This is a genomic window from Belliella baltica DSM 15883, from assembly GCF_000265405.1.
Lineage (GTDB): Bacteria > Bacteroidota > Bacteroidia > Cytophagales > Cyclobacteriaceae > Belliella > Belliella baltica.
On record NC_018010.1, the window covers coordinates 2,413,206 to 2,436,137 of the forward strand.

Sequence of the window (22,932 nt, forward strand, 5' to 3'; positions counted from 1 at the left end):
TGTTGAGTCTTCTTACTTATAGTTTTTAAAGAAATCTTGCTTTTAGCTAACACTCCCTTTAGCTATTGATTTTTTAATGAATCAATTTTTTTAGCTACTTCTTCAGCTTCAGCCATAAGCTTATCTCCTAATGTCCTGTTTGATTGAGACGCTTTATGGGCCTTTTCTAAAAGGCTTTTGTAGTTTTCTTGAAGCTTTTCTAATTCTGTTTTTTTCTTGAATAATCCAAACATCGTTTTTTATTTTAGAAACAGCCAAAACCTTTAAGTGTTTATTAATTAAAAGTTTTAAAACTAATTTCAGGTTCTGGATCTTTTGGCTCTTTGATTTGATCATTTTCAAAAGTAATGACTTGTTCAAGCCTACCATTGATGTTGAAGTATCTCCACAAACCCTCTTTCTTGCCATCAATCATTTGACCTTCTGAGGCTAGTCTTTCATTTTCATGAAAATAAGACCATTTTCCATTTGGCTTACCGTCTTTATAATTGCCTTCAGATTCTTTTTTTCCATTAACGTAATACGTTATTCTGGTTCCATTGCCATCTTTTAATGTGCCTTTTTCAAAGGTTTTGGTTCCTGTGAAATTATTATATTCTCCAACATTTAACAATCTACCATTACTCCAATATTCTTCTTGTGTTAACTGTTTGTTGTCATAGAATAGTCCCCAGGTTCCTTCTTCAAATCCTAAAAAGTAACTTCCGACGGATTTTAACTGTCCTCCATCATAATAGTAGAACCATTGACCATTTTCAGAACCTAAATTATACTCTCCTTCGGCAATTAAAATTCCTATCTTATTAAAGTATTTCCAAAGACCAGTTTTTAAGTCGTTTTTATATTCTCCGATAGAATATAAATTTCCATCTGGAAAATAACTCTTCCACAAGCCATCTTTTGAACCACTTTTGTATTGACCAACTACTGATACATCACCATTAGAGTGGTTTTCTATGTATTCACCAACTGGCACACCTAGCTCATATGTTTTTCTTTTAGACAGATTTCTATTCGGGAAAAACTCTTCCCATGTGCCCACAGGAATGTCGTTTTCATAATTTTCTACTCTAGCAACTCTTTTATTTTCATAATAATATTTCCACTCGCCTGTTTTATTACCTCTTTCGTCATAATATTTTTCAGACTCTATTGTTTTTGTACCAGGAAAATATGAAAGCCACTTGCCCACTTTTCTTCCTTTATCAAATTCACCTTCCTGCCATATCATTTTGTTGTAAACATATTTCTTAAAAGGACCGTCAGGCTCTCCATCGATATAATTTACTTCTAAAACCAATGATCCATCAAAATCATACTCTGAATATTTCCCTTCTAGTATACCATTTTTGTAATTTTCTCTAATAGCTATTGTAGGGGGAGTCATGTCATAGTAAGTAATCCAAAGACCATCTTTTTTTCCATTCAAATAATTACCTTCTATTTTAACCAAATTTGGATTGAAATTAGAAGCACTACTAGTTTTTGGGTGATATTCTTTATAAGGACCTACGGGAATTGAGTCTTGAAAAACCAGTTCCAAACGTAAATTACCATATATGTCATATTCTTTAAATGGTCCGTTTAATTTGTTTTTTCGGTATTCAGCTTCGAGCCTTTTTACAAGTCCATTATAATATGCAATGGTAGTACCATCTCTGAGGCCATTTAAAAAGTTTGAAGTTTGAATTAGATTCCCCGTTTTTGGATTTTCGAATTTCCATAAACCTTCCATAAGGTTATTTCTCATCAATCCTGTTCCAACAAATGTAGAATCCGAATTATAGATGGAAACAATGTTGCCATTATTGTTTTGGGCTTGTAACGTGTCAGTTAAAAGAAAGAGGAGAAAAACTCCTAATATATATTTCATAATTCGATGGTTCGAGAGTTTCATTAAGATTCAACTATTTTGTAAGTAAACTATAATATTTACTTTAAATACATTTTGAAATAGGAATTTTTTTTAATTGCACACTTATTGAGTACGAATAAGATCTAAGTCGGTTCTAAATTAGTTTAAATTAGCTTAATTCAGAAAGTTTTAACTGTCTTTATCTAAGATCAAATTGATATTTTCTAACAAGACTTCTTGCAACCTTGCTTGAGAGCTCAGGTAAGATATTTTTTTATGTAGAATGACAGTTTGTGAATCCTTAAGACAGTTTTTAAAATTAGTTTTTGTTAATTTTTTCTTTGTAGTTATAATGCTTTTATAATCAAATGGATCAAGGAAAGTTCCTATATGAAACTCTGAAAGATTTTCAAAAATAGTATTTTCATACAGGGTTATAATTTCTCTCCCAAATTGAATAAAAATATACAAACCATGTCCCCACCAATTTAAAATTCGGATATTATAGCCTTTCGTCGCGTCAAAATCACGAATCAGATCTAATACCTGATAAGGACAGTTTTCCAAATTCATTCCATTTGAAACTTTTGAACCTTTGGCTCTCTTATGAATTTCTTCAAGTTTTGATTGAGGAAACAGGTTTGCAATTTCTGTAAAAATCTTAATGAAAATTGATTTTTGAATTTGGATTTTTTCAAATGTCAATTTGTCTTGTACAAAGTCAATATCGATTTTTGAATTCAATATCATTCTACCAATTTAGTAAAGCTGACGCCCAAGTAAATCCACTTCCGAAAGCAGCCAATACAATCAAATCTCCTTCTTTCAATCTGCCTTGTTCCCATGCTTGACTAAGTGCAATCGGTATGGTTGCTGCGGTAGTATTACCAAGTTTCATGATGTTGTTGAAAACCTTTTCATCACTCAAACCCATTTTTTGTTGGATATAATTGCTTATTCTCAAATTGGCTTGGTGAGGAACAAGCAAGTCAATCTCAGATTTGTCTTTTCCATTGGCCTCTAAAGCTTCGTGAATTACCTCAGAAAAACGTACGACAGCGTGCTTAAATACCGTATTGCCATTCATGAACATCTTGAAACTTGGCTGGTTGATAATCTCTGGTGATAGCCTTACTTCTCTACTACTGCCTGGGTCTTTTAGATACAATTCTTCGGCATAATCTCCATCAGCATAAAGGTGTGTTGATAAAATCCCAGGCTGATCACTTTCTACAGCTTGTAATATTGCAGCTCCGGCACCATCTGCGAAAATAACAGCACTTGATCTACCTGCATCAGATTTGTCCAATGCAGATGATTGTATTTCAGCACCTACCACCAAAACGGATTTGTACATTCCTGTTTTTATGAATTGATCAGCAACAGAGAGCGCATAAATAAAACCAGAACAAGCATTTCTGACGTCTAAAGCAGGTACGCCTTGAATTCCTAATTCTCTTTGCAACAAAACTCCATTTCCTGGAACAAAATAATCAGGTGTTATAGTCGCAAAAACAATGAAATCAATTTCTTTGGCGTCAATTCCAGCTCTTTTAAGTGCCATTTTTGAAGCTTCGAAAGACATGCTTGTAACTGTGTCCTTGCCAGGTGTAAACCATCTTCGTTCTTCTATGCCTGTTTTTTCTACTATCCATTCATTATTTGTGTCCATGATGGATGACAAATATTCATTGGTGATGATCTGATCTGGAACATAATGTCCAACTCCAGTGATTCTGGATTTTTTCATACGTTTTTTGTTATAATTGGGCTTTGTCGATTAGTATTGCTAGGCATTTTCTTACAACAAATATACCAAGCAACTTCTTTATTGTTTTGATAAAAAGTTGGTAAATCAATAATGTGTAAATTATTTATTATCCAAATAAAGTATAGTTTCCAAATTGATCCATCGGTGAAGTTTTTCTTAGTACAGAAGCAGTATCATTACTAACTGTATTCACTAAAGGGCTGACAGAATAACTGATCATTTCTGATGTTTGATAGGGGAGGAGCATTTCTAAAAGTTCTTTTTCACTAGAATAAGAATCTAACCATTTTTTTTCATCTTCTTTTTTGAGAATAACAGGCATTCTGTCATGAATATCTTTCACCAAACCATTTGGTTCTGTTGTCAAAATCAAAAAGGTATGATTCAATTCGCCCTTATCATTCTCGTATTCTTCCCAAATTCCCGCAAAAGAAAATAGGCTCTCGTCTGCAAGTGTGAATCTATATGGAGTTTTTGTTTTCTTCCCAATTCTTTTCCATTCAAAAAAACCATCCGCAGGAATCAAACATCTCCTCTTTTCAAAAGAAGATTTGAACGAAATTTTTTGATTGATTGTCTCCGCTCGTGCATTAATTAGCTTCTGGGAAACTGGCTTGTTTTTAGCAAAATCAGGAGTAATTCCCCAATAAAAAAAGGAAAAACCTTTTGGGCTATCTGAGGTGAGAACAGGTAGAAGTTGCGTAGGAGCAATGTTGAATCTAGGTTTGAAATCACCCAGCATTTCTGCTTGAAATCTTTCTTCTAATTCTATTTTACTTTTATTGAGGGAGTATCTACCGCACATGGATTTTTGATTATTTTGTCAAATTAATGATCTGCATTGATAAATTCAAATGCTCTCTTTTCAGACCAATAGATATCAGAGCTTTTTCTAGGGCTGAAGCCAACATGGCCTCCATATTTTGGGAATTCCATCCAAACTTGATCTAGGTTTCTCGCTTGACCTATTGGGAAACATTGTTCACTTAAAAATGGATCATTTTGAGCATTTAGAATCAAAGTAGGTATTTGAATCTGATCTATAAAATACAAGGATGAATTTTGTTCATAATAGTCATGTGCATCTTTGAAACCATGAAGTGGACCTGTGAAATTGTCATCAAAATCTTGGAGTGTTTTGATTTTCCTAAGCGTACCCACGGGGATTTTATCAGGAAAAATCAAAGACTTTTTAATCACTTTTTCTTTCAAGGTGGATAAAAACCTTTTCGAATAAAGAATATTTTCGGCTGAAGAAATTTTGATACAAGAACTTTCTAAATGTAAGGGAACTGAGATAGCTACACCTTTTTTTATTTTTGGATTTCTTTTACGTTTTTCGCCAAGATACTTTAAAGTTAAATTACCACCGAGACTGAAACCAACCAAAAAGATTTTTAAGTAGGATTTAGCTGCGTGATTGACTACGGTGTCTAAGTCATAAGTAGCTCCTGAATGATAAAAGATTGGTTTTTTATTCATTTCTTCACTGCACCCCCGAAAGTTCCAATTCAAAACATCAAAATTTTTTGAAAAAAATTGATGAGCCATTCCAAGCATGTAAGGTCTTTGACTATTTCCCTCCAAACCATGACTAATAATGACCAATTGGTCACTACCTTTTTTCAGCCAATCCAAATCTAAAAAATCACCATCTGAAGTGCTAATCCTTTCTCTCTCAAATGATAAGGGTATTGAGTTTCTAAACAATGCTGGTACGATAGTTTGCATATGACCATTGAATAGCCATTTTGGATTTTCGTAATCTATATTTTTAATCAGCGGCATTTGAAATCAATATGTGTAAATTCTACATTTCCAAACTTGAAAATACTATTATTAAATTTGATTAAAGACAATTTAAGAACTATTTTTGACCTGCTGAAAATTTGACTAGGATACTAAAAAGCTTATGGCCGAAATAATAAGAATGCCCAAGATGAGTGACACCATGGAAGAAGGGGTGATCGCAGCGTGGTTGAAGAAAGTTGGTGATGAAGTAAAACCAGGTGATATTTTAGCAGAAGTGGAGACTGACAAAGCTACCATGGAACTAGAATCTTACGAAGAGGGTGTTTTGCTTCACATTGGTGTGGAAGAAAAAGATGCTGTGCCTGTAAATGGTGTGATTGCTATAATTGGTGAAAAGGGAGAAAATATTGACAATTTGCTCAAAGAAGCGAATAGTGGAGATGCTCCCGCAAAATCAGAATCAAAAAGTGATAAGGAGGACGTTAAGGAAGAAAAGCCTGAAAAGGCTGCAGAGCCTAAAGAATCCGCCAAAACTGAATCCATCGATACATCTGGAATCAATGCTAATTTGATTACCATGCCTAAAATGTCAGATACGATGACAGAGGGAGTAATTGCTTCATGGTTGAAGAAAGTTGGTGATGAGATCAAAGCAGGTGATATTATCGCTGAAGTGGAGACAGATAAAGCCACGATGGAGCTTGAATCTTATGATGATGGGATTTTATTGCATATCGGAGTTGAAGCTGGTGAGGCTGTTGAAATAGATGGTGTGATTGCTGTGATTGGAGAAAAAGGTGCAGACTATGAAACTTTGATCAAAGCACATCAATCTAAAGGAGGATCAACTGAAGAGGCGCAATCAGAAGTTAAAAAAGAAGAAAAGGCTCCTGAAAAAGCTGAGGAAAAGAAAGAAGAAAAGCCTGCACCGAAAGAAAGTAGTTCAGCAAGCTCCACCACTGATGGCGGAAGAGTAAAAGCTTCTCCACTTGCCAAGAAGCTTGCATCTGACAAAGGAGTTGATATTTCTTTGGTAAAAGGTTCTGGAGAAGGTGGAAGAATTGTAAAAAGAGATATAGAAAGCTTTGATCCAGCATCCGTAAAAGCTCCTGCTGCCAAAGCTTCGGAGGGAAGTACTTCAGTGCCTGCCTTAGGTCAAGAATCCTTCAAAGAAGAGAAAGTTTCTCAAATGCGTAAAGTGATAGCTAAGAGATTGGCTGAAAGTAAATTCAATGCTCCTCATTTCTACTTGACCATGGAAATCAACATGGATAAGGCAATTGAAGCGAGAAAAAGTATGAATGAAATAGCACCTGTGAAGATTTCTTTCAATGATATGGTGATCAAAGCCGCTGCAGCGGCTTTGCGTCAGCATCCAAAAGTAAATTCTTCTTGGTTAGGTGATAAAATCAGATACAATGACCACATCCACATCGGAATGGCAGTAGCTGTAGAAGAAGGACTTTTGGTGCCTGTGATCAGATTTGCTGATAACAAATCCCTTTCTCAAATATCAAATGAAGCTAAATCTCTTGGAGGAAAAGCCAAAAACAAAGAATTACAGCCAAAAGATTGGGAAGGCAACACTTTCACCATTTCTAACCTTGGAATGTTTGGAATTGATGAATTTACAGCAATTATAAATCCTCCAGATGCTTGTATAATGGCAGTAGGAGGGATTAAAGAAACGGTGATCGTCAAAGATGGTCAGATGGTAATTGGAAACTTGATGAAAGTTACCTTATCATGTGATCATAGAGTAGTCGATGGAGCTGTTGGTTCTGCCTTTCTCCAGACTTTCAAAAATCTTTTGGAGGATCCAGTTAGAATCTTGATCTAAAATTTATTGAATAAATATGTCAAAAAGTCCTGTTTCGCAGGACTTTTTGCTTTTTGTATAGTTATTGATAAAATGTTCAGATGAATTCGATATGATTTGGATTTTTAAGTCTGAAATTTTATTCATGGTGTAAGTTTATTAACATATAACTCAAAGAGGAAAATGGAAAAATTGAAATCAACCACAGTAGTGGCGATTAAGCATAATGGAGAGGTAGTAATCGGTGCTGATGGACAAGCTACCTTAGGTAATACAATTGCAAAGAGTAGTGTCAATAAAATAAGAAGACTCCAAGGAGGCAAGATTGTAACAGGGTTTGCAGGATCTACTGCAGATGCGTTTACACTTTTAGAAAAGTTTGAAGAGAAATTGGGTGCTTTTGGGAATAACATGAAGAGAGCAGCTGTGGAACTTGCCAAAGAGTGGAGAACAGACCGCATGCTTTCCAAGCTTGAGGCGATGATGATTGTAGCGGATGCTCAAGACATACTGATTATCTCAGGCACAGGAGATGTGATCGAGCCAGATATGGAAATTGCCACCATTGGTTCTGGGAGTATGTATGCGCAGTCTGCAGCCCGTGCTTTGAAGAAGTTTGCTCCACAATTGTCAGCTGAAGAAATGGTCAGAGAAAGCCTAGGGATAGCTGCCGATGTCTGTATCTACACTAATCACAATTTGGTGGTCGAGAAAGTGACTTTATAATCGAAATTGTCCTTTTGGTGAATGAATTTAATCCGTTCTTTCCAAAAGGACATTTATTTTTATTTTTTAAATAAAGCTAAACCTCTAAGGACTTTTTAGGGTTATGATGGTAGTAAAATAAAAGCATCATGGAAAAAGTAATTGCTAAGAAAACTGCCAAAGTAGATTATAAAAGCAAAATCATAACAGGATACATCAATCATGTTTTGGAACATGGGCACGAGCCAGTTTCAGTATTTAAGTTTGCCAAGGATTTAAAAATGAAGGAAGAGGAGTTTTATAACTATTTCACTTCTTTCGAATCTATCAAATCTGCGGTTTGGGCTTATTTATTTGAAGCAACAGTAAGTGGTATTGAGTCTCAAGAAGTTTATAGAGAGTATTCTGCCAGAGAAAAATTGCTTAGCTTTTTGTTTACTTGGATTGAGGAATTAAAGAAAAACAGATCTTATTTATTGTCTATATATGGAAATAAAAAAGACCTTAGAAATATCCTTCCTACTGAGGTAAAAGAATTCAAATCTAAGTTCAAAGATTTTGCTAATGAGATAATCTTGGAGGGGAAAGAAACTGAAGAGATAGCTAGTCGACCAATTATCAGTGATAGATACGACGAAGCATTGTGGCTACAAGCTTGGTTTGTTTTCCAATTTTGGTTGAATGATACTTCTCCAGCATTTGAGAAAACAGATGCGGCTATTGAAAAATCTGTAAATCTAGCTTTTGACTTGATGGGAAAAAGTGCTTTGGATACATTTATAGATTTTGCAAAATTCTTATATCAAAACAAATAATTCAGGAATCATGGAGAGCAAGGTTAAAGAGCAGCAGAGTATTCCTACTTCTAAGGTTCAAAGAGCCGCAAAATTCATCAGTACAGGCGCCAAAGTAGGTGGCAATTATGTGAAGCATTATGCTAAAAAAGTAGTGAATCCTTCCATGACGAAGGATGAACTTCATAACAGCAATGCGAATGATATCTACAATTCTCTAAGTGAATTGAAAGGATCAGCTTTGAAAGTTGCGCAGATGATGTCCATGGATAAAAACATCCTTCCAAGAGCATATCAGGACAAATTCACGATGGCGCAGTACAGTGCACCTCCTTTGTCTTATCCTTTGGTTGTAAAGACATTTCAAAAATATTTTGGTCAAACTCCAGAAGGTCTTTTTGATACATTCACTAAATCAGCTGTCAATGCAGCATCCATTGGTCAAGTTCATCAGGCCACTAAAGATGGCAAAAAACTAGCAGTAAAAATCCAATATCCTGGTGTTGCAGATTCAGTAAGTTCTGACTTGAAATTAGTGCGTCCCTTTGCATTGAGATTACTCAACATGAACGAGAAGGAACTTGATCATTATATGGAAGAAGTGGAGGAAAAGCTACTTGAGGAAACTGATTATAATTTAGAGGTACAGCGTTCTTTGGAGATTTCAGAGGCTTGTTCGCATATCGAAGGTTTGAATTTCCCAGGATATTATGAAGAGTTGAGTTCTGATAGAATCATCACCATGGATTGGATAGAAGGAAAGCATATAAAAGAATGGCTAGAAACAAATCCAACTCAGGAAGAAAAGAATAAAATTGGACAAGCACTTTGGGATTTCTATCACCATCAAGTGCACAATTTATTACAAGTACATGCCGATCCTCATCCTGGTAATTTTATTATTCAAAATGATGGAAAGTTGGGAATTATTGATTTTGGTTGTGTGAAAGTAATCCCGGAAGATTTTTATAAAGGCTATTTCTCGCTGATCAAAAGAGAATTGTTGATCAATGAAGAGGAATTAAATGAGATATTCTATGGATTAGAATTTATCAGCGATAAAGATACTGAAGTTGAGAAAGCATATTTCAAAGGAGTATTCAAGGAGATGATTTCTTTACTAGGTAAACCATTTCACGTAGATACCTTTGACTTTGCTAACAATGATTATTTCGAGCAAATTTTTAAATTAGGAGATCGCATTTCTAATGATAAAATGTCCCGAAAGTCCAGACAGGCTCGTGGAAGCAGACATGGGTTGTATATTAACAGAACCTACTTTGGTATCTATAATTTACTGAATCAACTAGAGGCAAATATTACAACTACAAAACCTTCTTGGTTAGAATAGTTATGAATCTAACTTAATATCAAATAAAGAAATGCGACCAAAATTGGTCGCATTTCTTTATTTTGTTATTTCTACTTTTCGAAGTTCTTAGTTTGTAGTATTGAAATACTCATTCTAGAAACAAAAGAGACTGCTTACTTTTCTTTCGATTTTTTGAGTTTGATAGTATAAAATTTAGATGATTGATTTTGTCGGACTTTTATCGATTTGGTATTATAACCAATATATCTAAAGATTAATTTTACATTCTTTTTACTAAGATTATCAGGAATCCCAAGTTTAAAATCCCCATTTTTAATTGTAACAGTTCCAACCACTGATTTTTCTATAAGTATTGAGACACCTTGAAGAGGTTCTTTTGATTCGTTATCAATAACTTTACCTTGAATTAAATTTTCTGAAAATTCATTATTGAGTACCTGATATTTTACATTCAAAGAATTATTGAGATTCTGATTTCCAACATAATTTCTTTCGTTGAAAAATTGATTTTTTGCGAATACCATATTGGAATTGGTCAAAACAAAAAGTCTCATTATAATTATTAAACCTATCGAATGTTTGTTAGGTCTTATTAAAGTATAAAATAAACTTTTACAGTGTTTGTTTATTATATCAAGAACTAATTGAACAGTCATTTTTAAGTATTGAAGGATTTCTGTGTTTGAATAATTGGTGAAGTCAATAACTGTCGTTATGCATTTAGGACAATAACCACCATTTTCATTCACTGAAAAAGAATCCCACTTCTTATCACATGGTTTTTCTATTGAGACTTTAAATTCGTTACTGTCCATAGTTTTATATCCTCAATCTAAAATTTTCACTTCTTATAACTGATCCGATAAATACAGTTGGACATGTCATCTGACACCAACATGCTTCCGTCTGGGAGTTGGAGAACATCAACAGGTCTTCCCCAAACCTCCTGTGAGTCTTTATCTAGCCAGCCTTCGGCGAAGACTTCTTCTTTCACCACTTTATTTTGGGCATTGCAAGCTATGGAAATCATCATAGCTGCAAGTAAAAGAGCATTTTTAAGCATCGTCATGAATTTACTTGAACTTAAATATCATCATTTTCTTTAAATTTTCCAGCATCTTTCTATATCAATGGGAGATTGCCTATTTTTGCGCCATGTTATCAATTAATAATCTATCGTACTTCATCGGAGGCAGGGCTCTTTACGAAAATGCTTCTTTACATATAAAACCAAAAGACAAAATTGGACTTGTTGGCTTAAATGGAACAGGCAAATCAACGCTGCTTAAAATCATTAATGGCGACTTTCAGCCTTCCTCAGGTGAAATTCAAAAAGCGAAAGATTGTACAATTGGATTTTTAAATCAAGATTTACTTTCTTACCAATCTGAAGAATCCATTTTAGACGTTGCTTTGGAAGCTTTTCAAGAAACTTTGCGTTTGCAGGAGGAAATAGATGCTGTCCTCAAGCAAATGGAAACGGACTATTCTGATGAAGTTATCAATAAGTTAGCAAAACTTCAGGATCAATTCGAAGCGAATGAAGGCTATACCATCAAAGCTAAAGCTGAAGAGGTTCTGGAAGGGATTGGTTTCAATACCAATGATTTACAAAGACCTTTAAAGACTTTTTCTGGAGGCTGGAGAATGCGTGTGATGTTAGCGAAACTCCTTTTGGAAAAGCCTTCATTATTGATGCTTGATGAACCTACCAACCACTTGGATTTACCTTCCATACAGTGGGTAGAAAATTACCTCAAAACCTATGAAGGTGCAGTAATTGTTGTTTCCCACGATCAGGATTTTTTGGATAATTGTATTGAATCTACTGTGGAGGTTTCACATGGTACTTTGACTTTGTATTCTGGAAATTACTCTTTCTACAAAGAAGAGAAAAAGGAAAGAATGGAAATTCAGCAAAATGCCTATGAAAATCAACAGCAAATGATCAAGCAAACGGAGCGTTTTATTGAACGTTTCCGTGCAAAGGCAACGAAATCCAACCAAGTTCAGTCTAGGGTAAAAGCCTTGGATAGACTTGATCGAGTAAATGAAGTGGTAGATGATAATATTTCAGTAAATTTCAAATTTAAGTTTTCTCAAAAATCGGGGAGAGATATTGTTTCTTTAGAAAACGTTTCGAAAGCCTATGGAGATTTGGTTATCCTCAAAAATACCACTGCTAGGATAGAGCGAGGCGATAAGATCGCATTGATTGGAGCAAATGGTAAGGGGAAATCAACTTTATTAAGGATTATAGATGGAACTGAACCGATAGATGGGAAAAGAGAGCATGGATTTAATGTAATCAAGTCTTTTTATGCACAGCATCAGCTTGAAGCTCTAAATGTGAACAATGAGATTTTACAAGAAATGTCTCAAGCAGGATCGAAAAAGACCGAGCAAGAATTGAGAAATGTCCTTGGTTGCTTTTTGTTTTCTAATGATGATGTTTTCAAAAAAATCAAAGTGTTGTCAGGCGGAGAAAAATCTAGAGTTGCCTTAGCAAAGACATTGATCTCAGAAGCGAATTTCTTACTACTCGATGAACCGACCAACCACTTGGATATGCAATCTGTGAATATTTTGATTCAGGCTTTGGAGCAATACGAGGGGACTTTTATCACAGTATCTCACGATAGACACTTTATCAAGGGTGTTGCAAATAAAATATGGTACATAGAAAGTCATGAAATCAAGGAATATTTAGGCAGCTATCAAGAGTATGTGGACTGGAAAGCGAAGCAAGAATTCGTAAAACCAATCGTTCCAAGTGTGGAGTCTGCGCCGAAAGTAGAAGCTCCTAAAAGAAAAGAAGTCAACCAATCTGAAGCCAATTTGATCAAAAAAGAGCTCAAGAAAAAGCAGCAAGATTTGGAACAGGTTGAAAATGACATATCAAGTCTTGAGAAAAAGAAAGCAGCTTTGGAAATAGAAATGGCTAAGCCTGAAGTTTATGCAGATGCAGAAAAGCTAGAGGCTTTGAATAAAGATTATGCAACGTTTCAAGCCAAAGAGGGAGTTTTGAATGCCCAATGGGAAAAGCTAGCTGAGGAAATTGAAAGTTTGGAAATGGAATTGAGTTAAAATTCTAGATTTTAGCTCTGCTTAAAGGCATGGTCATGCATCTTGGGCCTCCAAGACCTCGAGAGAGTTCTGAAGATGGAATTTCCAATACTTCAACACCAAGATTTCTCAAAGCTCTATTGGTGTGTTTATTTCTATTGTAGGAAATCACCCTTCTTGGGCCGATAGCGAAGACATTGGCACCATCAAACCATTGTTCCCGCATGGCATAATCTGGATTTCCATCAGCAGTATGAAGAATTTCCAAATAAGGAATTTCTTTTTCCAAAACAGTAAGTAAAGATACATTCAAAACCTCTCTTTTGATATGGACCTTGTCGTCTTTGATTTCTTTGAGCGTGTAGAGGGAAGTCTGCAGCACGGCATTGAGTGCGTCAGGATAGGTCAATACAAGGTTTTCATCCAATATGGTGAATACAGTATCTAGATGCATATAATTCCTTTTTTGAGGAAGATGAACTTCATAAACGCGCTCTACAGTCCCCTCTGCCAGTAGCGCTTTGGCTACATGATAAATTGCTTTTTCATCAGTTCGTTCGGAATTCCCAATTGCAACTGCTTTTTTCGAAAGCACAATAACATCTCCACCTTCTATGCTTGGTGGATTATCGTGTCCATTGACAGGGTAGAGTTTGTTGACATTTTCTTTGAAGTCAGGATGATTTTCAAAAATGCTTCTCAGCAAATCTGCTTCTCTCTGTCTGCCATCCATTTTCATACTTGAAAAAATAATTCCGCCTGGAGTGACAGCCATAGGGTCTCTTTGAAAATATAAGTTTGGACTTGGCGGAATTACAAATGCGTAATCCATCAATTCTCCAGTAGATAGATTGGGTATTTTTCGTTTGAGTTCGTGTACTTTCACACCTGCTGTAAGGGCAGTAGCACATTCTGCGGTAGATAATCTACCCATGATGTGCTCCGTCAAATGCGTCATTCCTGATTTTGTAAGCGCCTGACGCATCAATTGGAAAAGCAGCTTTTCATCTGATAATACCTGAATCATGAGCTCATGTAATCTAAAAACTTGAGCTCCCGTAGTTTGCTTGATCAAATCGGTGAAAAAATCATGTTCTTTCTGCATCGCATCCAAATAGGGTACATCTTCAAATAGAAGGTATTCTTTGTTGTATGGAGTTAGTCGGTCAATCTCTTTTCCTGGTCTATGCATCAATACAGCCTTCAATGTTCCGAATTCAGAGTTAAGTCTCAAGTTCATGGTGTCTTTTTTTACTTATTTTCTTAAAATTACTGTAAAATTTTTAGAATATGGTTTAATTGACAATCCATTTTTGATAAACATCTCAATATTGAAAATAGATTGTAAGAAAAAATATCACAATGAAATGAATTGTTCCATTTTTAAATTCTTCTTAACCAAATAAGTAGAATCAAATTCAAAAAGAATAGAAGTCAAAAAGTAATAGGACTAAAAGGTAAAACAAAAAATAAAAAAAGCCGAATCTTCCGACCCGGCTTGTTATTTTATTAAATCTAAAATTAAAGATCTTAAATCTTAAATCAACCTTAGGCTAACCAAGCTTCAACTTCTTCTTTGGTAGGGTTATTCGCCTCAAGCTTGAGTTTTTTTCTTCTTCCGCAGACATCATTAAAAAGCTTATTGGCGTCTTGCTCTTTCAACTGATCGATAGTATGGATATTCAAATCTCTCAATGCAGGAATCAATCCTTGTGCGATCCCTAAAGCCATAAAATCTTCATCAGATGCGATTTTTACTTTTTTCTCAGGTCGCATTTGTGGAAAGAATAAAACTTCCTGAATCGTGGTCTTATTGGTCAACATCATGGTCAATCTATCGATACCTATACCCAAACCCGAAGTAGGAGGCATACCATATTCCAAAGCTCTCAAGAAATCGTCATCCATCGCCATGGCTTCGTCGTCTCCTCTAGCCGCTAGTTTCAATTGCTCTTCAAATCGTTCTCTTTGATCTATTGGATCATTCAACTCCGTGTAAGCATTGGCGATTTCTTTTCCATTAACAAAAAGCTCAAAACGTTCAACCAAACCTTTTTTGGTTCTGTGTTTTTTCGCCAAAGGTGTCATTTCAATTGGATAATCAGTAATATATGTTGGCTGAATGAGGTTAGCCTCTACTTTTGCTCCGAAGATTTCATCAACCAATTTGCCTTTGCCCATGCTTGGGTCAGTTTCGATACCAAGATCTTTGCAAACTTGTTTTAATCCTGCTTCATCCATTTCAGAAACATCTATACCTGTGTATTCCAAGATGGAATCATACATGCTGATTCTTCTGTAAGGCCCTGCAAAGTTGATTTCTTTATCTCCAACAGTAACTGTCGTTGTGCCATGAATGGATTCGGTTACTTTCTCCAAAAGTTCTTCCACCATTTCCATCATCCAAATGTAGTCTTTGTAGGCAACATAGATTTCCATGGAAGTGAATTCTGGATTGTGAGTGCGGTCCATCCCTTCATTTCTGAACATTTTCCCAAACTCGTACACACCGTCGAATCCGCCAACAATCAACCTTTTCAAGTACAGTTCATTAGCAATCCTCAAATACAAAGGCATATCCAAGGTATTGTGATGGGTATTGAAAGGTCTAGCTGCGGCACCACCATGAACAGCTTGTAGAATTGGAGTTTCTACTTCCAACCATCCGTGATCGTCGAAGTATCTTCTCATGTTGGAGATGATTTTTGTTCTGGTAATGAACACCTCTTTAACTTCTGGATTGACTGTCAAATCAACATAGCGCTGTCTGTATCTCAACTCGGGATCTGTAAATCCGTCATATACATTTCCATCTTCATCTCTTTTGACAACAGGAAGAGGTTTTACGGCTTTTGAAAGCACTTTAAGTTCAGTTACATGAAGAGAAATTTCACCTGTCTGCGTAGTGAAAATATATCCTTGAACGCCAATAAAATCACCGATTCCTAATAGTTTTTTAAAAACAGTATTATAAAGGGTCTTGTCCTCTCCTTCGCAGATATCGTCTCTTCTTACATAAATTTGAAGTCTGCCAGTAGAATCTTGGATTTCTGCAAAAGAAGCGGAACCCATGATACGACGACTCATCAATCGACCTGCAATGGTGATACCCTTGTAATCAGTTTTATTATTTTCGTAATTTTTATGAATATCTGCCGCAGTCACATTGATAGGAAATGACTCTGCTGGGTATGGATTGATTCCCAGTTTCATTAGTTCTTCCCGGTCTTTTCTACGCTCTATTTCCTGTTCGCTTAATAATTGCATTTGTTCAATGATTTGAGATGTTGAGCGAAATTATATGAACTGCGCTCAGTGTTGGTTTTTATTTTATGCTTTTATATTTCTTCTTCTTGTAATTTCTTTTTTGATCAAGTCAAATTCTCTTGAACTTTGACCTGCAACTGAGGTGTTTTCTTCAGCTCGTCTTCCTAGATAAGGCATTACTTTCTCAACTGGACCATAAGGAACGTATTTTACTACATTATATCCTGCATGAGATAGGTTGAATGAAATATTATCACTCATTCCATAGAGCTGAGCAAAATATACGCTTTCGTCACTTGGGCTAATGTTAGCCTCTTCGATTAGCTGAGTTAATAGGATATTACTTTTTTCATTGTGTGAACCTGCCACGAGACTGACATGACCATGATTTTCTACACAAAAGCGAAGCGCTTCATCGAAATCTCTATCTGTTGATGCTTTATCTGGCTGTATAGGGCTATTATATCCTTTGTCTTTTGCGCGATCTCTCTCTTTTTCCATGTAGGCACCACGGACGAGTTTAGCGCCAAACTTATATCCTTTGTGTGCCGCAACTGCTTGTGAAGATTTAAGTCTCTGCAACATTTCATGCATATACATTTGATAAGTATTGTAAACCACGCAATGTTCTTGATTGTATTTTTCCATGGCTTCATATGCCATTTCATCGATGACGTCTTGAAACCAAGATTCTTCGGCATCAATCAGGATTTTGGTTTTCGCTTCAAAAGCAGCTTTACATAATTCGTCAACTCTAGCTTTCAGTTTATTAAATGATGTTTGCTCTTTTTCAGAAAGTTTTTTTCCTTCTTGAACCTTCATCATGATCTCGTAGCTACCTAATCCTGTTACTTTGAACACTGCAAAAGGAATATTTTCATCTCCAGCAGACCGCTCTATAGTTCTTAAAATCTCATTTTTGGTTGCTTCATAGCTGGCTTCATTTCCCTTACCTTCTACAGAATAATCTAAGATTGTTCTAATGCGATAAGCAGCTAATTCATCCACAGTTTTTTGGGAATCCTCAATGCTTTCTCCACCACAAAAATGCCCAAACATCGTTTTTTTCATCAAACCTTTGATGGGTGCTTTGATAGCAAATGCGAAATTCGCCATTTTTATACCCAATTTTACAGCGGTATTGTTATTCATAGTTGCGTAAATGAGATACATTTTTCTCAATTCCGCATCCGTTTTAGAAGCAAAAGCTACTTCTAAGTTTTCCAAAGAAATTTTCGTTTTTGTGGGCATATTCTGATGATAGAGCTGCAAATATACGCTATCAAACAAAGCCTTCCAAACCTTATATGGTTACAAAAGCATTTGTTCAATCTATTTTTAATCTTCATGATTTTTGTCAAAATGCATGTTATTGTTTCACTTTTGATTCAATAACTTTTTACCTTAGACGATTGTTAATTTGCTAAAATATAATCCCATTTGGAAACAAAAACTTTAGATCGTTGGGGAATGAATCTCCAGAAACCTTTGATCATCGCAGGGCCCTGTAGCGTAGAGACTCCTGAGCAGCTGGATAGGACTGTTGCAGGATTGGTAGATCAAGGTGTGAGAATCATCCGTGGTGGAGTTTGGAAACCTAGAACGAGACCGGGTAATTTTGAAGGGGTGGGAGCAATTGCTTTGCCTTGGATCAAAGAAGTGAAGGAGAAGTATGGTGTCAAGTTCGCAATAGAAGTTGCAAACCCTAACCATGTGGAACAAGCGCTTGAAGCTGGTATTGACTTATTATGGATTGGAGCAAGGACCACCGTTAATCCGTTTGCGGTTCAGGAAATTGCTGATAGTTTAAAGGGAGTAGATATTCCAATTTTTGTCAAGAATCCTGTGAATCCAGATTTAGCACTTTGGATTGGGGCTTTAGAAAGATTAGATCAAGCAGGTTTGAAGCGAATAGGAGCGATTCACAGGGGTTTTTCAAATTTTAATGATACAAAATATAGGAACTCCCCAATGTGGCAGCTTCCGATTGAATTAAAAACCAAAATCCCGAATTTACCTTTGTTGAATGACCCTAGTCACATTGGTGGAAAAAGAGATTTGCTATTTGATATCGCACAGATGGCTTATGACTTGAATTTTGATGGTTTGATCGTAGAATCTCATATCGATCCAGATAAAGCTTGGTCAGATGCGGCACAACAACTGACTCCTGATGCATTTGGTGCAATGCTTAAAAGTCTTAAGACAAGAAATAGTGGATTGGAAAATCCAATATTTAAGCATCAACTTGAGCAACTTAGAGAACAGATTGATGAAGTAGATAGAGAACTATTAGAAGTTTTGACTCGCCGGATGAGCTTAGTTGAGCAAGTGGGAGAATATAAAAAATCAAATAACTTGACCGTTTTTCAAATTGAGAGATGGAAGAAAGTTTTCAAAACAAGAGCTGATTGGGCAGAGTCCATGAATGTAAATCCTGAATTTATCAAGGAGGTTTTTAAACTTATTCATACCGAATCGATTAATAAACAAACGGAAATTATGGAAGGCAGAAAACTGGAAAAATAATTTTCAAATAGATGGATCCTAGATTTTAAGTAATTTTGAAAAATCAAGTCCAAATTATATTCTGCACAAAAAAGAATTTCTTTAGTCTTTTGATGAATTGGCAACATTGTCAATTAGTTTTATCTAATTGGTAAAAAAATATTGAAAAATTAATTTGTTTTTAAAAAATGACCATTTACATTTGAAGTATGTTAATCACAGCAGCGATATATTTTACATTCTTTTACTTTTATTTTCGTCCTAAAGGTCGAATCGGAGCTGCGTATTGTCTAGTCAAAAAATAAACAATCATACAAACACAGAAGCCCGATTCGCAAGAGTCGGGCTTTTTTTATTCAAACCAATTAAACTCATGGAAAATCACTTACAAACAAAAGACTGGGGACTCGGATTAAATGGTCATTTGATCATTGCAGGACCTTGTAGCGCAGAAACGCCAGAACAGATAGAAAAAGTCTGTTTGGATATGAAGAAGGAAAATATGATTCCTCATCTTTTTAGAGCTGGAATCTGGAAGCCAAGAACCAGACCAGGGAGTTTCGAAGGGATTGGAGAAGAGGGTTTGACATGGATGGAAATCGTAAGAAATCACCTGAACATTCCGATCACGACCGAAGTTGGAAATGCAGCGCATGTTGAGTTGGCATTGAAGCACAAAGTAGATGTACTTTGGATTGGAGCCAGGACTACGGTTAATCCGTTTGCAGTGCAGGAAATTGCTGATGCATTGAAAGGCGTAGATATTCCTGTGATGGTGAAAAATCCAATGAATCCTGACCTTCAACTTTGGCTGGGAGCTTTGGAAAGACTTCAAACTGTTGGCATCAACAAGTTAGCAGCAATCCACAGAGGGTTCTCCGATTCCTATGACAAACGTTTTAGAAATAAGCCAAATTGGTCTATGCCAATTCACTTAAAGAGAGAGTGGAAAGGAATGGAAGTGATCAACGACCCAAGTCATATTGTTGGAAATAGAGCAGGTATTTTGGAGACTGCTCAGCGTGCGATTAATTTTGGTTTAGATGGATTGATGATTGAAACACACCATGATCCTGACAATGCTTGGTCTGATGCAAAACAGCAAGTAACTCCTGCTGCTTTAAAGCAAATTCTTTCTAAGATTGATTTTAGAGAAACTGCTGGTTCGGAAAATCCAGGTGAAAGACTCAATGACTTGAGAACTGCAGTAGATCATTTGGATGATCAATTGTTGGATTTGTTACAAGAAAGATTCTCCATGATCGATCAAATAGGAGCCTATAAAAGAGAAAATCACCTGACCGTATTCCAATCTGACAGATGGAAATACGTAATGGAATCTAGAACACAAAAGGGAGTGAAGAAAAATTTGAGTGAAAAATTCATGAAAGAATTGCTTTACTGTATTCATGAAGAATCAGTTAAAAGACAAGAAAAGCAATTACGAGAAGCAGATCCAGTTAAGAGATAGTAATTAGGTTAAAATGTTGAAAGGTTTAAAATTTATTGGCAATCATTGATTTCATTTTGTTTTTAATCATTGCTAATCTCAAACTTTTCAACATTCCAAATTTACAATTTTATAACTTTTATACCCGGGCATTTTGTAATTTCGAGTCAATTAATAACATAGAAAAATTGGAATCAATTATATTTTCTAATACCATATCGGATGATCTTGCTGGGTTTTTGAACAGACAGGATTATTCCCAACTCGGATTGATCATGGATAGCAATACACAGGAGCATTGCTATCCATTGATTAAATCCAAGCTACTACCACATCGAACTTTCGCTTTTGCTGCAGGAGAGATCAATAAAAACCTCGACACCTGCATTCAAATCTGGCAATGGATGACAGATTGTGGGTTTGATCGAAAAGCACTGATAATCAATCTTGGTGGAGGAGTTACGGGCGATATGGGCGGCTTTTGCGCCAGCACTTACAAGAGAGGTGTGCGCTTTATCAACATACCGACCACACTACTTTCTCAAGTCGATGCCAGTGTAGGAGGGAAGCTTGGGATCGATTTCAATGGTTTCAAGAATCATATCGGTGTTTTTGCAGAACCAATTGCTGTCCTTATTTCAGATGAATTTCTCAAAACCTTACCAGTAAACGAATTGCGTTCAGGATATGCAGAAGTGGTTAAACATGGTTTGATTCAAAATGCAGATTATTTTTCTTGTCTGAAAATTCAAGATTGGGAATCTCAAGATTGGAAGACCTTGATTGAAAAGTCAGTCAGCATAAAAAAGTCAGTGGTAGAAAAAGATCCAAAGGAATCGGGACTGAGAAAGATTCTCAATTTTGGGCACACCATTGGTCATGCTTTTGAATCCTTTTATTTGGATTCTGAAAACCATTTGCTTCATGGCGAAGCAATTGCCATCGGAATGATTTCTGAAGCTTTTCTCTCAAACAAAAAATCAGGCTTGACTTTAGATGAATTGAAGCAAATAACAAATTTACTCTTAGGGGTGTATGGGAAAATAGAAATTCCAATGGCTGATGTTGATGCTATTGTAGCACTTTGTTCGCAAGACAAGAAAAATGATTCCGATCGTATAAATTTCTCCCTTCTTAGGAAAATCGGACAGTGCGAATACAACATCACAGGGAGTATAACAGAAATAAAAGAAGCAATCGCATTTTACAAATCTCTTTAAGAACATCTTCAAGCCTATTTATATCTAATGAATACCATTACATTATCTCAACTATCAAAATTCAAAATTACGGATATTCCACTTCCTTCTTCAAAAAGCGAAAGCAATAGGGTATTGATTATTGATGCTTTGACGGAAGGTGAAAATCAGATCAGGAATCTCGCTGAGGCAAGAGATACGCAAACGATGATTCGATTGCTTGAGACTAATCCACCTGTTTTGGATGTGCTTGATGCTGGTACGACAATGCGTTTTCTTACTGCATATGCTACTGTTACCAATCAGAATAAGATTATGACTGGTACAGCTAGGATGTGTGAACGCCCAATTGGGATCTTGGTAGATGCACTGAGAGAGCTCGGTGGGGAGATACATTATATGAATAAAGAAGGCTATCCACCTTTGGCGATTCATGGTTTTAGCAATCAAAAGACCAATAAAATCAAGATAAGAGGAGATGTAAGCAGTCAATATATTTCAGCTTTGCTGATGATTGCACCGATTTTGCCAGAAGGTTTGGAGTTGGAGTTGGAAGGCAAAGTAGGCTCGAGAACTTACATAGAAATGACACTAGAGTTGATGGCCCAATTTGGTGTGACATATACTTGGATTGAAAATAGAATTCTTATTGCTCCTCAAAAATATCAGCCATCAAGTTTTGCCGTAGAGTCTGATTGGTCCGGTGCAAGTTATTGGTTCAGTCTATTGGCATGTGCCGATGAAGGAGAATTGTTTCTAAGAGGACTGAAGCAAAACAGCCTTCAAGGTGATTTCAAGATCGTGGAAATCATGGATCATTTGGGAGTTAGAAGTGAATTTAATAAATCAGGTGTTAAATTAACCAAGCAACCTATCAAGGGTTTGAAGTCATGGGATTTTACCCATTGTCCTGATTTGGCACAAACGGTGGCTGTCACGTGCGCAATCTTAGGTCAGAAAGTGGAGTTTTCTGGTCTTGAAAGTCTAAGAATCAAAGAAACAGATAGAATCTTAGCTTTACAGCAAGAACTAGCCAAGTTTAACGCTCAACTAGTAGAAGGTGAAAATGAAGTGTTTACATTAATTCCTTCAGTTGATATTCCAAGAGAAGTTCAAATTCAAACTTATGATGACCACAGGATGGCGATGGCATTTATGCCATTGATGACCAAAACTCAAGTCATCATCGAAGATCCAGAAGTAGTCAACAAATCCTACCCAAGTTTTTGGAAACACGTGGAATTGGTGAAAGAATTGTAAGGTTTGAAATATATGTTGGAAGGTTGTAAAGTTTTAACAATATAAACTTGGTTACTAAACCACCTGCAAAAAGCTGATTTCAATCGTTTATTTATATGATCCTATCTCGTGTTTATCTAGTCTCATATCTAATGTCTCGCTTCTAATATCTCT

The 22,932-nt window shown here is 36.0% G+C and carries 19 protein-coding genes and 1 pseudogene; 9 read left to right on the forward strand and 11 right to left on the reverse strand.

Annotated elements, in window-relative coordinates; genetic code table 11:
* Nucleotides 1-62 precede the first annotated feature (62 nt).
* From BELBA_RS19685 to BELBA_RS11095, 6 genes are all read right to left on the reverse strand, one after another.
* The gene (locus BELBA_RS19685) at nucleotides 63-233 is read right to left on the reverse strand and encodes a Lacal_2735 family protein (RefSeq protein ID WP_014772783.1); all 171 of its coding nucleotides are present in this window, start codon (nucleotides 231-233) and stop codon (nucleotides 63-65) included.
* Nucleotides 234-274: 41 nt separating this feature from the next.
* The gene (locus BELBA_RS11075; protein ID WP_041779324.1) at nucleotides 275-1,873 is read right to left on the reverse strand and encodes a toxin-antitoxin system YwqK family antitoxin; all 1,599 of its coding nucleotides are present in this window, start codon (nucleotides 1,871-1,873) and stop codon (nucleotides 275-277) included.
* Nucleotides 1,874-2,044: 171 nt separating this feature from the next.
* Nucleotides 2,045-2,605 carry a hypothetical protein gene (locus BELBA_RS11080; RefSeq protein ID WP_014772785.1) on the reverse strand — a complete coding sequence of 187 codons (561 nt, stop codon included), beginning with the start codon at nucleotides 2,603-2,605 and terminating at the stop codon, nucleotides 2,045-2,047.
* Between the two features lies 1 nt (nucleotide 2,606).
* A complete protein-coding gene (locus BELBA_RS11085) occupies nucleotides 2,607-3,605 on the reverse strand; it encodes a 3-oxoacyl-ACP synthase III family protein (RefSeq protein WP_014772786.1) in 999 nt (332 codons plus the stop codon).
* 127 nt (nucleotides 3,606-3,732) lie between these two features.
* Entirely contained in the window at nucleotides 3,733-4,431 is a 699-nt protein-coding gene (locus BELBA_RS11090; RefSeq protein WP_014772787.1) for an SOS response-associated peptidase, read from the reverse strand.
* 23 nt (nucleotides 4,432-4,454) lie between these two features.
* Nucleotides 4,455-5,414 (reverse strand): YheT family hydrolase, encoded by a 960-nt coding sequence (locus tag BELBA_RS11095; RefSeq protein WP_014772788.1) that lies wholly within the window; start codon nucleotides 5,412-5,414, stop codon nucleotides 4,455-4,457.
* Between the two features lie 124 nt (nucleotides 5,415-5,538).
* On the opposite strand from BELBA_RS11095, the gene BELBA_RS11100 reads away from it, so the two are divergent.
* The 4 genes from BELBA_RS11100 (at nucleotide 5,539) to BELBA_RS11115 (ending at nucleotide 10,047) form a co-directional block, all read left to right on the forward strand.
* Nucleotides 5,539-7,218 (forward strand): pyruvate dehydrogenase complex dihydrolipoamide acetyltransferase, encoded by a 1,680-nt coding sequence (locus BELBA_RS11100; RefSeq protein WP_041779325.1) that lies wholly within the window; start codon nucleotides 5,539-5,541, stop codon nucleotides 7,216-7,218.
* 162 nt (nucleotides 7,219-7,380) lie between these two features.
* Nucleotides 7,381-7,923, forward strand: coding sequence for an ATP-dependent protease subunit HslV (gene hslV, locus BELBA_RS11105; protein WP_014772790.1), 543 nt, complete (start codon nucleotides 7,381-7,383; stop codon nucleotides 7,921-7,923).
* Between the two features lie 128 nt (nucleotides 7,924-8,051).
* Nucleotides 8,052-8,717: a TetR/AcrR family transcriptional regulator gene (locus BELBA_RS11110; RefSeq protein ID WP_014772791.1), complete on the forward strand. Its 666-nt coding sequence runs from the start codon at nucleotides 8,052-8,054 to the stop codon at nucleotides 8,715-8,717.
* Between the two features lie 10 nt (nucleotides 8,718-8,727).
* Complete coding sequence (locus BELBA_RS11115) at nucleotides 8,728-10,047, forward strand: ABC1 kinase family protein (RefSeq protein WP_014772792.1); 1,320 nt, start codon at nucleotides 8,728-8,730, stop codon at nucleotides 10,045-10,047.
* A gap of 134 nt (nucleotides 10,048-10,181) precedes the next feature.
* On the opposite strand, the gene BELBA_RS11120 is transcribed toward BELBA_RS11115, so the two are convergent.
* Both BELBA_RS11120 and BELBA_RS11125 read right to left on the reverse strand, forming a co-directional pair.
* Nucleotides 10,182-10,844, reverse strand: coding sequence for a carboxypeptidase-like regulatory domain-containing protein (locus BELBA_RS11120; protein WP_014772793.1), 663 nt, complete (start codon nucleotides 10,842-10,844; stop codon nucleotides 10,182-10,184).
* Between the two features lie 26 nt (nucleotides 10,845-10,870).
* Nucleotides 10,871-11,026 (reverse strand): annotated as a pseudogene (locus BELBA_RS11125) (PQQ-dependent sugar dehydrogenase); the annotation flags it as partial.
* 158 nt (nucleotides 11,027-11,184) lie between these two features.
* On the opposite strand from BELBA_RS11125, the gene BELBA_RS11130 reads away from it, so the two are divergent.
* Complete coding sequence (locus BELBA_RS11130; RefSeq protein ID WP_014772794.1) at nucleotides 11,185-13,116, forward strand: ABC-F family ATP-binding cassette domain-containing protein; 1,932 nt, start codon at nucleotides 11,185-11,187, stop codon at nucleotides 13,114-13,116.
* A gap of 4 nt (nucleotides 13,117-13,120) precedes the next feature.
* Here BELBA_RS11130 and BELBA_RS11135 read toward each other — a convergent pair whose 3' ends face one another.
* From BELBA_RS11135 to BELBA_RS11145, 3 genes are all read right to left on the reverse strand, one after another.
* Nucleotides 13,121-14,335 carry an arginine deiminase gene (locus BELBA_RS11135; RefSeq protein ID WP_014772795.1) on the reverse strand — a complete coding sequence of 405 codons (1,215 nt, stop codon included), beginning with the start codon at nucleotides 14,333-14,335 and terminating at the stop codon, nucleotides 13,121-13,123.
* A 308-nt stretch (nucleotides 14,336-14,643) separates the two neighbouring features.
* Nucleotides 14,644-16,362, reverse strand: coding sequence for a lysine--tRNA ligase (gene lysS, locus BELBA_RS11140; RefSeq protein WP_014772796.1), 1,719 nt, complete (start codon nucleotides 16,360-16,362; stop codon nucleotides 14,644-14,646).
* A 63-nt stretch (nucleotides 16,363-16,425) separates the two neighbouring features.
* Nucleotides 16,426-17,613 carry a proline dehydrogenase family protein gene (locus tag BELBA_RS11145; protein ID WP_041779327.1) on the reverse strand — a complete coding sequence of 396 codons (1,188 nt, stop codon included), beginning with the start codon at nucleotides 17,611-17,613 and terminating at the stop codon, nucleotides 16,426-16,428.
* A 189-nt stretch (nucleotides 17,614-17,802) separates the two neighbouring features.
* On the opposite strand from BELBA_RS11145, the gene BELBA_RS11150 reads away from it, so the two are divergent.
* The 4 genes from BELBA_RS11150 to BELBA_RS11165 all read left to right on the forward strand — a co-directional run bounded on the left by BELBA_RS11150 (nucleotide 17,803) and on the right by BELBA_RS11165 (nucleotide 22,779).
* The gene (locus BELBA_RS11150) at nucleotides 17,803-18,891 is read left to right on the forward strand and encodes a bifunctional 3-deoxy-7-phosphoheptulonate synthase/chorismate mutase type II (RefSeq protein ID WP_014772798.1); all 1,089 of its coding nucleotides are present in this window, start codon (nucleotides 17,803-17,805) and stop codon (nucleotides 18,889-18,891) included.
* A gap of 352 nt (nucleotides 18,892-19,243) precedes the next feature.
* Complete coding sequence (locus BELBA_RS11155) at nucleotides 19,244-20,341, forward strand: chorismate mutase (RefSeq protein ID WP_014772799.1); 1,098 nt, start codon at nucleotides 19,244-19,246, stop codon at nucleotides 20,339-20,341.
* Nucleotides 20,342-20,508: 167 nt separating this feature from the next.
* A complete protein-coding gene (aroB, locus tag BELBA_RS11160) occupies nucleotides 20,509-21,540 on the forward strand; it encodes a 3-dehydroquinate synthase (RefSeq protein WP_041779637.1) in 1,032 nt (343 codons plus the stop codon).
* A 27-nt stretch (nucleotides 21,541-21,567) separates the two neighbouring features.
* Nucleotides 21,568-22,779, forward strand: coding sequence for a 3-phosphoshikimate 1-carboxyvinyltransferase (locus BELBA_RS11165; RefSeq protein ID WP_014772801.1), 1,212 nt, complete (start codon nucleotides 21,568-21,570; stop codon nucleotides 22,777-22,779).
* Nucleotides 22,780-22,932: the final 153 nt, after the last annotated feature.